We start from the raw sequence: 12822 nt of genomic DNA, 5'->3' as shown, positions 1-12822 counted from the left end.
GCAGAAGGTGGATAAGTGGGAAATGTATATGGAAATAAGTCAGTTAATCAAAAAGGGATTCAGTAAGACGAAGGTGGCAGACAAGCTAGGAATATCAAGATCAACAGTATATCGTTATCTAAAAAAGTCTCCTTCGGATATGACTGAGTGGGTAGATTCACTTCAAACGAGGAGTAAGAAATTAGATACTTATAAAGAGCTGATATTATCTTGGTTGAGGGAACATCCAGATATGTCCGCCGCACAAGTAGAAGATTGGCTAAAAGAGAAGTACGAAGATTTAAAAATAGGTGAAAGTACGGTTCGATCATATGTTAGAGAGCTTCGAGAGGAATATAAAATAAAGAAGGAAACTTCACCACGAATATATGAGGCTATACCCGATTCACCTATGGGTGAACAAATACAAGTTGATTTTGGTCATACTAAACAGAAAGCAGTCGATAATAAGGAAGTAAAACTAAACTTTATAGCTTTTGTATTATCTAATTCTAGATATAAATATAAAGAATGGTTAGATAGGCCTTTCACTACTCAAGATGTCATCAAAGCACATGAAAATGCATTTAGGTGGTTTGGGGGAATTCCAAGTGAATTAGTATACGACCAAGATAGTTTAATAGTCGTCAGTGAGAATGGCGGGGATTTAATTTTAACGCAAGAGTTCCAACAATATAAAGAATCTAGGAATCTAACCCTTCGTGTTTGCCGCAAGGCGGATCCAGAGAGTAAAGGAAAAATCGAAAATGTAGTTGGTTTTATTAAACATAACTTCGCTAAACATCGAGTATTTCATAACATTGATTCTTGGAATGAACAGGGTTGGGAATGGCTCAATAGAACTGGAAACTATAAAATTCATCATACAACAAAAAAGAGACCGGTCGAAGTGTTTTCCCTGGAAAGACAACACTTAAGACCAGTCACCAAAAATCTAGATATAAAATATAGCTATGAAAATAGTATATCAAGATGTGTCCATAAGGACAATACTATTCGTTATTTATCTAATCGTTATTCCCTTCCATTGGCGACGTTTGGCAAGTATGAAACTGTCTGCATTAAGGAAACCGAAGAAAAGGAATTAATCATTTATAGCCCTAAAACAGGTGAAATCATCGCAAAGCATAATATCCCTGACGGGAAGGGGTTATTGATTAAAGATAGGAAGCATAGCCGAGATAGAACAAAAGGTATTGATGCATTTATGAATACCGTTTCCCAGCAATTTAATGACAATGAGATAGCTTATGGTTATCTACAAAAAGTAAAAGAAAAGTACCCTCGATATATTAGGGATCAGCTTCAAATGATATTAAAAGAGACAAAAGTAAATAACAGGGAAATTCTATCGGCAGCATTGAATGAGTGTATAAAAAAGAACCTTTATGGTGCAACAGATTTTAGCGATGTCGTCGCCTATGTAAAACAACACCGACAAGTTGAAGACACAGTGACTGACACCGCTGAGAATGTAACACACTTAAAAGGGGTTTCTGGTTTGGTTATGGAGACGGAGACTCAAAAAAGAGAAGTGGATACTTATACTGCCATATTGGAAGGTGAGTCAATATGAGCCAGTTGAACCAATTGAAAGAGTTGATGAAGACTCTACGTTTAGCAGAAACAGCGAATCACCTTCCTACATTAATTAGAGAAGCTGAGCAAAAGGATTCATCCTTTACTCAGTTCCTCTTAGATGTAGCAAAATATGAACAAACTAGGAGAGAAGAAAAGCAATTAGAAAAACGATTTAAATGGGCTACATTTCCTTTCCAAAAGACATTAGAAGAATTCAATTTAAAAGAACAGAAATCATTGAGCAACAAACATTTGAATAGATTGAAGGATTTAACGTGGATAGAACAGTTACACAATATCATTCTATTAGGACCACCAGGTAGTGGGAAAACTCACATTTCAATCGGGTTGGGTATTGAAGCGTTAAACCAAGGTTACAAGGTTATCTTTACTACGATGGGAGACCTTGTCCACGTACTGAAAACGGAGGAAATTACTCGTAAATCACAGACGAGAATGAAAAGAATAAGAGATGCAGATTTAGTCATTATCGATGATTTGATGTTTATGGCAATGGATCAACAGGAAGCAAATATGTTTTTTCATTTGATCAATGATTTATATAATCAGTCATCCATTATTTTAACATCAAATAAAGGACCAAAAGAATGGGGTGAATTATTAGGAGACCAAGCAATTACAACAGCAATATTAGATAGAATTTTACATCGGGTTGAGATTATTCATTTAAATGAAGATAGTTACCGAATGAAACATAGGTCGACCATATTTGGGCAAGAAAGTGTTTCAAATTAATGAGCATAAATTGTGTCTTTTTACTTGACGGTCACATTGGGCTTCAATAAAGTTGAAAGAGTGTAGTCTGTGATTTAAAAAGACCAATATCCTCTTTCTTTTGAATAAATTCGACAAATAGGACTTTTTTACTCCTTTTCAGAAGGGTTTTGCAATTACTATGTCGAATGTATTAGTAAAAAGAGGGTGATTGCTTGAGTAGAATACCATACGCTGATTCAAATGGTAATTTAACTGTGAAAGTTCATTTACATCATGCTGCAGATGTTTTCTTGGTTGATAGTATCAATTATAGAAAATATACATCTGGTCAACAATTCAAGTATTTTGGTGGGCATTACACACAAACACCAGTGACTATTTCTGTTGAAGGAGCTGGTAGATGGTACCTTATTGTCCGTGGTGGTGGACAATACCAATATAGTTTTTATTAATCTCAAATTTTGTGCGGAGTTTCGAGAAATTTGGGAGATACCGTAGAGATATAGGGGCAGGTACAACCTTGTGAGCGCTGCTTTGATCCCCTTTCAGAAAGTGATATACTCATGAAATTGGCAGAATTTCATCAGGTTTCGGTGGATTATCTTCTTTTACGGTAAGGAATTTCAAGAAAGTAAAGAGGAGCAGGAATTGAAGCAAGCGATCCATGACTGGATAGACATTTTTAACAGCCACGGAATAGATGTGTCGCTCTTTCTGAGAAAGGATGTCCGTTCGAAGATAACGAAAGAAATGATATACCTAATGAAAACCTTCGAATTGATAGCCAGCCAAAGAGAGTGATAGACGAGGGATCTGTTTCTCTCCTTGGGGGAGCACATCAGCCGCGTTCCATTTTTCTCTTTGATTCAAACCCACGAGTGATGGCTGAAACAAAGATTGGCAAATCTATCAAGAGATGATTCTGGCAGATCTTGAATCCCCATCCAGATTGAGTAAAATCTTACATTCACCCCTCTGGGACGCGGTACCTGCCCGAGGTGACTGAAAAAATCCATTTAATAAAAAATAAGCCAACGACCTGCTACACATAGGCTGTTGGCTTTTTTGTTTGTCTGTATATGGATAAAAACCTTTTATTCTTTCAAAATAAGTTACTTTTTGATTGGTCTCTACCTGTCCCCGCGTCCCTACATACAACGAACAGAGTGCCGCGGGTATCCGTTCAATTTATATTAACTCATCACCAATCTCAATTGTTCTTTATCGTTTAAGACGTCAGCAATATCAACGGCTTGGTTCAACTCGCCAACAATTGAAATGTTGACTTTACGATGTGGCAGCGCTTGGGAATGAATATTTTCAATTTTTGCTTGGTAGTTGCATTTTTTTGGATGATTTCATACATCCACCCACTATAAAATGCAGGGATGTAGCCTAACTTCTCCCCATTTACCGTCATAACCAAAACAGCTTTGTCATCCTCGGTATTCTCGGAATCCAAAGAAAAGTCCACAACATTGCCTTTTCGTAGATGGTCAATTACGCGCTCACCCTCATAATAACGCCACCCTGCCACAAAGAAGTTTAAATCAAAGTAATTATTTTCCAAGTAGATAGGCGAAACAAATTCGTAGGAATCTGTTGCTAAAATCCCCCCAGATACATATAGTTGTACGTCCATTTCAGTACAATCCAGTGGAAGCCCTAAGTTTTGAAGAAAGGTTTGATAGTCCGGTCTTCTTGGGTCAGGTAATCGGCGCGCAAACGGTCCAAAAAGTTTATCTGAAGTATACACTTTATTCGTATCAGGGAATGCTAAATGAGGTCGATAGCCATTGTCCATTACTTCCGCTAACTTCAGCCGCTCGTTTCATAGGAAAATGTGTAAATTCCATCTTGATAAAGTAACTTTCCTTCGTGGTATCGTTGACGAGTCTCAACATTTTGCCAAATTAGCCATAGTTCAAATGGTCTTTTCCTCATGCTTTCACGCCCCCTTCATACCAATTTATAAACCATTCAGGAAAACCAATCATTGGCTTTCCTCCGTTACAAAAGCCTTCCAACATACGGTTATCAGACAACATCTTTTGCTTTTTATGTTCAATCTCGTTAAAACCAAGGGAAGAACCATTATCTTAAATTTATAATTTCTGGTTATTATCCAGATATAAATTTCTAAAATCACCCTTAAAAAAGCGGAAAAGAAAATTTCTATTCATCTCAAAGTATTTCTCCGACATAATGTGACAAAAACCAGGAAGTGACAGGAGTCGAATCTTAGAAACCCGTCTCCAATGTCTCCGCATGCTGTAACTCATTTATATCGAATGAATTGGTTTGGTAAGATTTCGCATCCTCTTCACTTTTAAAATGAATAGTAGACTGATATATTTTTCTATCTTTAAACGGTTGAATAGTTAATACAAATTTTGTTTTATTTTGATTCACTGACTTTACGTCAGTTATTCTAAAATCAAAGTAACAAACAACACTGTGTAAATTATACACTTCATCAAAAACTTCTATCTCGGAGCTTATAATAAAATTTATCATTAATCCTTTTGTTTCCAATAAATCTTTTATATCCATACCTTCATGTCCTTCTAGGGAAAACGAATTTATATCGACATACTCTTTGTAGGGTTTCTTTTCGACAAATGATCTGTACAATTCCTCAATTATAGTTACATCACTTACCATTATCTGTGCTTTCGGAGTGAATTTTAAGCTTAGTGTCTCTTCTACCTTTATGACTTTTTCCCAGAATTTTATAGTTTCAAAAATAGATTCAATTTCTGAATCATCTACATCAATTTTTGGTAAGGGATAATCGTTTACTTTAATTGTTCCTCTTAAACAAGAATAATAGAGCTTTAGAGACTCAATAGCTTCTTGAACATTTTTTGCATCTTCAATATTTAGATCAAATCTAAACTGTATCTCATTTTCAATTTCATCGACAATATATATAATTACTAAACCATTATTATCAATATTTTTAAAAAGACTTTTATGCATGTCTTTATACGGCTGCCTTTGTATAAATAGGTCTTTGCTAACCCCATCTCCGTATAAAGTAATTTTAAATGGTGACCTAAATGGCTCAGGTACTGCATACATTTCAATGTTTTCAAATTCTTTTTCTTCTAATGGGTACTTAATCATATCATCTATTTTGAACTTAGTTTCATTTATAGTTATATTTTTATTCTCATCTGGCTTAAGACGTAGTTTTTGTTGCGTTCTATATATATATTCCAATATTTCATTGGTTGTTGACGGTTTGAAATCCTTTGGTAAATCCTCCGGTAGAACAAACTTTAACCCTCCAACTTTCAATTCAGGTGAGTTCTGTACAGTTACTCCAACAGCTTTAGAACCAATAGAAGTGTATGCAAAACCATCCGGTAATTGTTCACTTAAAGATTTTATAACCTCTTCAGGCAACTTTTCTTCTATTTCATTGTTTTTAAAAAATGCTTTTTCAAAGTTAGCAAACATAATTACCAATCCTCTCCCAGTTCACTAAAAGTAATAATTTTCGAAACGAGTATGTATCTTTCAGTCTCGCTGTCCCCTATCTGCTTTTCTATTATAAAATTGATAATATCGTTCCTGTCATTCTCATCCTGAACTATAATATATTTAACCTGGTCAAAATCAAATTTCAACCATAATTCAGGCTTCTTTCTAATAGCCTGCGAATAAGTGTGATAACTTCTAGGATTCATTTGTTTCTGGTCTATAACCATTGGTAGTTCGGTGTCTGTTGAAGCAACGTCAGGTACAAATCTCCATTCTTTTTCATCATGAAAGTGGCGTTTCTCATAACTATCGGCTTTAACAATCATTTCTCCATGAATCGGTTTCATAAAAAGTAAATGATGCAATATATAATCATGATAATGACTATAATTTTTCCTTTCTGCCGCTTTCATGTTAAAAATACTTGAAAAAACTTCACTGAAATCAACTCTTAACTTAGAATTAACGTTAATATATTGTATTGGCTGAATTCCAACTTCTACTCCCCACTTTTTACTCAACCCTATTCCAAAGCCACCATATTTCTCCATATGTTTTTCTAATTTATTTAAATGTATATCACAAAAACAACTCATCGGGAATGCGATTTTTTCTATAAAATCGATATTTAAATAATTAATTTTTTCTTCATAGTAGCGGGGCATTATCGCATTATGTTCAAGAATATCTTTTAGATAATCTATTTTTTTCATGAATTTATATAAAACATTTGCGCTTTGCTCAGGTTTATTAAATAAATTTTTTTCTATTCCTGGTTTTTCTTGCAAACTAATAGCTTTTATGTCATTTTTTTCTTCAACCATCTACTTACCTCCTGTAAAGATTCACCTTATTAATCATAGCCCAAATATACCCAAACTAAGGAAATAATTCAAGAACAAGAGTTCTCCCTTCATGAATGCTAGACGTTAATATAATTGATTTTGAATAATAAAAGAACTGGGTAATACAGATTAAAATATGTCAGAAGAATGGAAAGTCAAATGATTATGTCCTCAAAAACAAAAAAATCTGAACACTGGAGAGGTTGACTAAAAAAAAGGAGTGCGTTGATAAATATTTGATTCTGCTTTTATTTGTAAGGATGGATAATCTAGCAGAAAAAAATCTTTCGAAATTGATTCCTTATTCTCGTTTAAAGGTTTTTGTTTGGTTTGATTGATTGAATAAAGTACGTCTTTTGGTATTTCATCGCAGTCCGCTCTGTGATGGTGTTCCGGGCATGATATTACATTTCTTGTACGGCGTGGGACTTAATTTGGTGAAAAGGAATGATATGATGATATTCCACGGTAGGGATTCCGCATAATACCCACATCCCAATATATCTGTCTCAATTCACGTTTTATTTCTAAAGGACCTAATCTATTTTTATACATGGTTGAGCCCTCCATCAAGTACAAATTGAATATTATAACTTACCATAACAAAAAAGAGAAAATTTTACTGTTTAAAGTTCCAAACACTAATCTATTATTTTGAAACTGGTCCGTCGACGCCAAGAACCCGGGAAAGGTAAATGGACTAATCCGGGTGGTTACATCGAGCAACACGAACCCATTGAAAACAGTATTATCCGGGAGGTGCATGAGGAAACAGGTATAACTTCTAAAGTAAATGGTATCATCGCAGTTCGGGATCGGAAATTTCGGAGGTCAGTCCCCCGATAAAATGGTTTATATTGGTTCCACACAGAACCGTGCGGAGAATTTATTCCACCTGTTGGAAGTAGTGGATACAAAAGGAAATTATCCCTTATGGTAATCCTTAATTGATCTAATAAATTCTTTTATAATTGGTGGTAGGTACCTGTTTTTATCGACCACTAAATAAACATTACGTCTAATATCTTGATCATTTATCAGTTTAACGTGAAATGGATGCTTACTATTATCTTGGACATAACTTTCTGGGACAATTGTTAAGCCAAGTTCTTCTTCCACTAAACGACATGCTGTTTCAAACCGTTCAATCTCAAAATGGATGTTCGGTTTTATACTGGCAATTCGAAAAGCACTTAAGACATCATCCCGAGTTTGATACCCTTCTTTACATAATATAAATGGCTCATTCCCTAAATCTTTAATGGTAAGGTAATTGTAATTTCCCAATGGATGGTCTATTGGCAGAAGAGCAACCAAAGGTTCTTCATAAAGTAGAGTAGACTGTATTTTATTTGTTTCAATATATTGGTTGGTAATAGCAAAATGAATTTGATAATTCAATAATGCCTTTTTGACTTCATCTAAACTTAATAATTCTAACAGTAGGGTATAAACTCCATCGTAGGATTCTTTGATGTCTTTTATGACTTTAGGAAGCCAATATTTCGCTGATTCAATCGTACCAATGGATAATTCCAATGGTCCTTCTACTCTTAATCGGTCCATTACCTTCTCGATATGATGTAACTGATTAATTAATCTTTTTGCCTCTAAATATAAAATTTCTCCCTCTCTAGTTAAGTGTATCGTACGTTTTTTTCTATCAATTAATACAAGGCCCAGTTGATTTTCCAACTTTTTAATAGAGATACTTAAGGATGGTTGGGCAATATGTAAAACCTTTGCTGCATTGGTAAATGTTTTTGCCTCCACTAAAGTTATGAAGTATTTTAATTGATTTATATCCACACTAATTCTCCTTAAACTATAGACTAAAACTATAGAATTATAAATTATATGTATTAGTAATTATACTATAGAATTATTATAATTAAATAAATAATCAATAAAATAATGAGGTGGCTAATATGTACAAACAATCTGAAAAACAAAATTGGACTGGTAGAGTGGATAGCGATACGGATAAAAGTAGTTTTCGACTACATCAAGTCGTTAATTTAAAACCAATTTATAGTTTGGAAGAAACAGAAAATGCTTTTTGTCTCGTTGGATTTGAATCAGATGAGGGCGTACTTCGAAATAAAGGTAGAGCTGGTGCGGCTCAAGCACCAAATATGATTCGTTCCTTTTTATCCAATTTGCCTTCCACAATTCTTAATAATCTACCATTATTTGATACTGGTAATATTGCTTGTGAAGGTAAAAAAATGGAGCAAGCTCAAGAAGAATTAGGAAAGCATGTAGATTTGCTTCTATCTCATTCAACCATTCCAATTATAATTGGAGGAGGACATGAAACACTCTATGGCCATTATTTAGGCGCAAGAAAATATATAGGTAATGATGCTTCTCTTGGTATTATCAATATTGATGCACATTTCGATATGCGTCAGGAAGAGACTCCATCCTCAGGTACGATGTTCCGACAAATAGTAATAGCAGATAAGAATGCAGATTATTTATGCCTGGGAATTCAGCCATTCGGTAATACCAAGAGCCTTTTTCAGGAAGCAGAAAGGTTAGGGTGTACATATTTCTTAGAAGAGAATGTAGTAGGAAGACAATCTGATCAAGTGCTTGAAGCAATTGATGGATTTAGTTCTAAGCACGATGCAATTATTCTAACTCTATGTACAGATTCCATTGCTGCAAGTGATGCTCCTGGTGTAAGCGCACCTACACCATTTGGATTGGAACCAAAAGTTGTACGTAAGTTACTAAGGTATATTGTTTCTAAGAAAAATATATTGAGTTTTGATATATCAGAAGTTAACCCACTTTTAGACGAAAACAATAAAACTACACGTTTAGCAGCTTATCTTATTGCCGAAGTTATAGAGAATTTTAATTGGAAAAGAATAAAATAAATGAAAAGCGAGGGGAATTTATGACATTAGAATTTGAACAAGTAACGACGATATTTTTAGCCTTAGCTGTTTTTATGATTGGTACGTTATTAAATAAACGCATAGGTTTCTTAGATAAGTTTTGTATACCTGCGCCAGTTGTTGGTGGATTATTATTTGCATTAATAATTACAGCACTACGAGGATTCGGTATTGTTAATATTAGTTTGGACACTTCTTTGCAAAGTTTGTTTATGCTCACATTCTTTACGACAGTAGGCCTGGGGGCGAGTTTTAGCTTAATAAAAATTGGTGGGAAACTTCTAGTTATCTATTGGCTTTCATGTGGTATTTTGGCTTTAGTCCAAAGTGTTATCGGTATCTCTTTTGCATCATTACTAAACTTAGATCCTTTACTAGGTGTTATGGTTGGTGCTACTTCTATGGAAGGTGGGCATGGTGCGGCCACTGCATTTGGAACAACTATCGAGGAGATGGGAGTCGAAGGAGCCTTATCCATTGGACTTGCTGCAGCAACAGTTGGTCTAGTTGCTGGTGGATTAATTGGTGGTCCAATTGTAAAATTCTTAATCAACAAATATAATTTAAAACCAGTGGAAACCAAGGAAGATGTTGCCTCCTCTGTAGAGGATGATATAGAAAAGGAGTCTTTAACATCTAAATCATTCATGATGCAGGTCTTTATTATTGCGCTTTGTATGGCACTAGGTTCTTATTTAGGAACTTTATTCTCTGATTTAACAGGATTTGTACTACCAACATATGTAAGTGCAATGTTTGTTGCTGTTATTGTACGAAATATTTTGGATCGATATAAAAGTAAGATTATTGATATGAAGAGTATTGGGATTATTGGGGATGTAACATTAGGAATCTTCCTTTCTATGGCATTGATGAGTGTTAAGCTATGGGAGATTGTGGACTTAGCTATTCCACTATTAATCATTGTATTAGTACAAGTGTTATTTGTTGCATTATTTGGTGCGTTTGTATTGTTTAGATTGCTCGGAAAGAATTACGATGCAGCAATAATGGTTGGAGGTTTTACGGGCCACGGATTAGGAGCAACACCTAATGCAATGGCAAATATGGATGCGGTCGTATCAAGGTTCGGGCCTTCTAGAAAAGCATTTTTAGTGGTTCCTCTTGTAGGAGCATTCCTAATTGATGTATTCGCTATGCCCATTATCATTACATCTATAAATATATTTTCCTAGATTGATTTGGCAGGTTTCTGACCTTATTTAAGAAAGATTTTTTATTGTGGAAGATATATATACAACAACCAATCGTTCCTAAACTAGGTGATTGGTTGTTCTTCATTAGAACCGGTAGTTTAAGTGAAGACGGTAAAGCTTTACAACTCAATGAGCTACTTTACAGTCGATCCATTTTATCCAACACCCCCGTTTTAGTGGGATTTGTATACATCAATGTTGTATGAATGTTCGAATGTCCAGCCTGATTTGCCACTTCGTGAATACTCATCCCCTTATTAATTGCATTTGAACAAAAGAAATGCCTTAACACATGACGAGTTATTTTCTTGTCAACTTCTTTGGAGTATTGTTGAAATGTAGAACTCTCTACTTCTCTTATTTATTATTAAACTCGTAGTTATAGGTGAAAAGTGTTCAGTATTTTGTTTTAAACTCTATAATAATACTAAAAATTTTTAGACAATCCTTGTTTTTTAATGGTTTTACAAAGGTTCCCAATAAAAGACCCCACTCAAAATAGAGTGAGGTCTGAATTTTAAATTATATTAATTACACAATCTCATTCAAATGCTCCCAAGCTTTTTCAATATGCTTCTCTTTAAATATTTTCTTTTTCCTCTCATTCCAACTATGAACTTCCTCTACAATTCTTTGAATATCGTCTTGTATTTCTGGTTTGTTCTCTGCGACCCAATGAACAGTTGCAAGTAATTCTAATCCATACGGGGTTTCAAATCCATGAATTATTTTCCGTACTGCTTCAAGATGCTTGGATGCTGATACTTCATCTTTTAGAAATGTTCCTGCCTTTTCTGCTGCATCCCTCATTAAATAAATTTCCGCATCTCTACTTCTATCTCCAAACTCTCGAATAAAGTGAGCATCTATACGTTTGTGTCTATAGATTTGATGTAGAGGGACACAAACTGAATATATTTTTAAAGAATAACCTCTATTTAAAAATAGTACCCGTACATAGATACACTAAAAAGGAGTATATCGTGTATAGGTACTATTTCATCTGTAAGTCTTTTACATCGGTTCAATTCTTTATGTTGATTAACACTATTTTAATTAGTTTTATTTAACACATATGACCAAATTCGGGAGAACGGGCGATTAGTTACCGATTAATTCTTTCAAATGGATAGCATTACTTGATTCCTTCATAACTCCATACTCGACTTAATTGTTTAAAGCTTCTTTAAGAGTTTGTAACATCCTATTACTATCAACTTTATGCCCCGTCCATTTTTCAATACATAATACATTTTGCGAGGCAAGCATTTTCATTCCGTTTTGAACTTTGGCCCCATTGTTTTTGGCTTGTCTTAATATTTCAGTTTCACCGGGATTGTAAATGATATCTGAAACAAACGCCCCTTTCTTTAAATTAGATAGTTTAATAGGAGAGTGCTCCGTTTTTGGCCACATCCCTATGGAGGTTGTTTGCACGATAACATCATATTTTTCCTGTTGACTTTCTGCTTTCTTAAGGGAAATGACCTGGGTTCTCTTTTTATTTTCACTTAATTCTACCAGTGCTTCCGCTTTTTCCATGGTTCTATTACTAATATCTACATTCACATTTCCTTCTTGTGCAAGCGTATAATAGATAGATTGTGCTGCTCCTCCCGCCCCAAGCAGAAGGACGTTCTGATTCTTTAGGCTATCAATCTTCATATCTTCTTTTAACGCTTTTAGCCAGGCTTCCCCATCAAAATTGTAGCCCACATATTTCCCATCAATTAACTGTACGACATTAACGGCTCTAATCTTTTCAGCTCCAGGCGATAATTCATCCAGATAAGGTATAATTGCCGCTTTAAAAGGGACTGTTACCATAAATCCCTTTATCCCAAGTGCCTTCATACCTTTCACAGCTTCTTCCAGATTTTTTGATTCTACCTGAAATGGCTGAAAGAAAGCATTAATATTGTTTAATTCATAGGCTTCATTTTGAATTAAAGGAGAAAGTGAATGCTTTATTGGATTCCCCATAACACCAAATAATTCTATCATCAAAAAACGCTCCTCTATTATTTCGTATTTTAAACCTTA

At 34.6% G+C, this 12822-nt stretch carries 14 protein-coding genes; 6 read left to right on the top strand and 8 right to left on the bottom strand.

Going from position 1 to position 12822, the window contains the following annotated elements:
- The first annotated feature begins 7 nt into the window (after window positions 1–7).
- From istA to ACZ427_RS01700, 3 genes are all read left to right on the top strand, one after another.
- The gene (gene istA / locus ACZ427_RS01710) at window positions 8–1576 is read left to right on the top strand and encodes an IS21 family transposase (RefSeq protein WP_461180033.1); all 1569 of its coding nucleotides are present in this window, start codon (window positions 8–10) and stop codon (window positions 1574–1576) included.
- Window positions 1573–2337: an IS21-like element helper ATPase IstB gene (gene istB / locus ACZ427_RS01705; protein WP_464883432.1), complete on the top strand. Its 765-nt coding sequence runs from the start codon at window positions 1573–1575 to the stop codon at window positions 2335–2337. Before istA ends, istB begins: the two co-directional genes overlap by 4 nt.
- Window positions 2338–2531: 194 nt before the next feature.
- Entirely contained in the window at window positions 2532–2771 is a 240-nt protein-coding gene (locus ACZ427_RS01700; protein WP_461176458.1) for a DUF1883 domain-containing protein, read from the top strand.
- An 806-nt stretch (window positions 2772–3577) separates the two neighbouring features.
- Here the strand turns inward: ACZ427_RS01700 and ACZ427_RS01695 are convergent.
- The 4 genes from ACZ427_RS01695 to ACZ427_RS01680 form a co-directional block, all read right to left on the bottom strand.
- Window positions 3578–4123, bottom strand: coding sequence for an HIRAN domain-containing protein (locus tag ACZ427_RS01695; protein WP_461176457.1), 546 nt, complete (start codon window positions 4121–4123; stop codon window positions 3578–3580).
- A gap of 14 nt (window positions 4124–4137) precedes the next feature.
- Window positions 4138–4263 carry a hypothetical protein gene (locus tag ACZ427_RS01690; RefSeq protein ID WP_461176456.1) on the bottom strand — a complete coding sequence of 42 codons (126 nt, stop codon included), beginning with the start codon at window positions 4261–4263 and terminating at the stop codon, window positions 4138–4140.
- A gap of 297 nt (window positions 4264–4560) precedes the next feature.
- Entirely contained in the window at window positions 4561–5784 is a 1224-nt protein-coding gene (locus tag ACZ427_RS01685; protein WP_461176455.1) for an abortive infection system toxin AbiGii family protein, read from the bottom strand.
- Between the two features lie 2 nt (window positions 5785–5786).
- Complete coding sequence (locus ACZ427_RS01680) at window positions 5787–6632, bottom strand: abortive infection system antitoxin AbiGi family protein (RefSeq protein WP_461176454.1); 846 nt, start codon at window positions 6630–6632, stop codon at window positions 5787–5789.
- Window positions 6633–7307: 675 nt separating this feature from the next.
- Here ACZ427_RS01680 and ACZ427_RS01675 point away from each other — a divergent pair.
- On the top strand, window positions 7308–7499 hold the full coding sequence (locus tag ACZ427_RS01675) for an NUDIX domain-containing protein (protein WP_461176453.1): 192 nt from the start codon (window positions 7308–7310) through the stop codon (window positions 7497–7499).
- 78 nt (window positions 7500–7577) lie between these two features.
- Here the strand turns inward: ACZ427_RS01675 and ACZ427_RS01670 are convergent, their stop codons facing one another.
- Window positions 7578–8462 (bottom strand): LysR family transcriptional regulator, encoded by an 885-nt coding sequence (locus ACZ427_RS01670; protein WP_461176452.1) that lies wholly within the window; start codon window positions 8460–8462, stop codon window positions 7578–7580.
- Between the two features lie 119 nt (window positions 8463–8581).
- Between ACZ427_RS01670 and hutG the strand changes: the two genes are divergently transcribed.
- Window positions 8582–9541, top strand: a complete 960-nt coding sequence (gene hutG, locus ACZ427_RS01665; RefSeq protein WP_461176451.1) for a formimidoylglutamase — start codon at window positions 8582–8584, stop codon at window positions 9539–9541.
- Between the two features lie 20 nt (window positions 9542–9561).
- Window positions 9562–10758 (top strand): sodium/glutamate symporter, encoded by a 1197-nt coding sequence (gene gltS, locus ACZ427_RS01660; protein WP_461176461.1) that lies wholly within the window; start codon window positions 9562–9564, stop codon window positions 10756–10758.
- Between the two features lie 160 nt (window positions 10759–10918).
- On the opposite strand, the gene ACZ427_RS01655 is transcribed toward gltS, so the two are convergent.
- The 3 genes from ACZ427_RS01655 to aroE all read right to left on the bottom strand — a co-directional run bounded on the left by ACZ427_RS01655 (window position 10919) and on the right by aroE (window position 12783).
- Window positions 10919–11071: a site-specific integrase gene (locus ACZ427_RS01655; protein WP_464883505.1), complete on the bottom strand. Its 153-nt coding sequence runs from the start codon at window positions 11069–11071 to the stop codon at window positions 10919–10921.
- A 239-nt stretch (window positions 11072–11310) separates the two neighbouring features.
- A complete protein-coding gene (locus tag ACZ427_RS01650) occupies window positions 11311–11589 on the bottom strand; it encodes a hypothetical protein (protein ID WP_461176450.1) in 279 nt (92 codons plus the stop codon).
- Between the two features lie 357 nt (window positions 11590–11946).
- Window positions 11947–12783 (bottom strand): shikimate dehydrogenase, encoded by an 837-nt coding sequence (gene aroE / locus ACZ427_RS01645; RefSeq protein ID WP_461176449.1) that lies wholly within the window; start codon window positions 12781–12783, stop codon window positions 11947–11949.
- Between the last annotated feature and the right edge of the window lie 39 nt (window positions 12784–12822).

This window comes from Virgibacillus ainsalahensis (genome assembly GCF_055380755.1).
The sequence above is the reverse complement of the archived record's forward strand: the minus strand, read 5'-3'. Positions and strand labels throughout refer to the sequence as shown.

What these genes read in the sequence shown, in the direction of transcription:
- istB (WP_464883432.1), top strand. Translation starts at nt 1,573, where the DNA reads ATGAGCCAGTTGAACCAATTGAAAGAGTTGATGAAGACTCTACGTTTA.
- ACZ427_RS01695 (WP_461176457.1), bottom strand. Translation starts at nt 4,123, where the DNA reads ATGGACAATGGCTATCGACCTCATTTAGCATTCCCTGATACGAATAAA.
- ACZ427_RS01690 (WP_461176456.1), bottom strand. Translation starts at nt 4,263, where the DNA reads ATGAGGAAAAGACCATTTGAACTATGGCTAATTTGGCAAAATGTTGAG.
- ACZ427_RS01685 (WP_461176455.1), bottom strand. Translation starts at nt 5,784, where the DNA reads ATGTTTGCTAACTTTGAAAAAGCATTTTTTAAAAACAATGAAATAGAA.
- ACZ427_RS01680 (WP_461176454.1), bottom strand. Translation starts at nt 6,632, where the DNA reads ATGGTTGAAGAAAAAAATGACATAAAAGCTATTAGTTTGCAAGAAAAA.
- hutG (WP_461176451.1), top strand. Translation starts at nt 8,582, where the DNA reads ATGTACAAACAATCTGAAAAACAAAATTGGACTGGTAGAGTGGATAGC.
- gltS (WP_461176461.1), top strand. Translation starts at nt 9,562, where the DNA reads ATGACATTAGAATTTGAACAAGTAACGACGATATTTTTAGCCTTAGCT.
- ACZ427_RS01650 (WP_461176450.1), bottom strand. Translation starts at nt 11,589, where the DNA reads ATGAGGGATGCAGCAGAAAAGGCAGGAACATTTCTAAAAGATGAAGTA.
- aroE (WP_461176449.1), bottom strand. Translation starts at nt 12,783, where the DNA reads ATGATAGAATTATTTGGTGTTATGGGGAATCCAATAAAGCATTCACTT.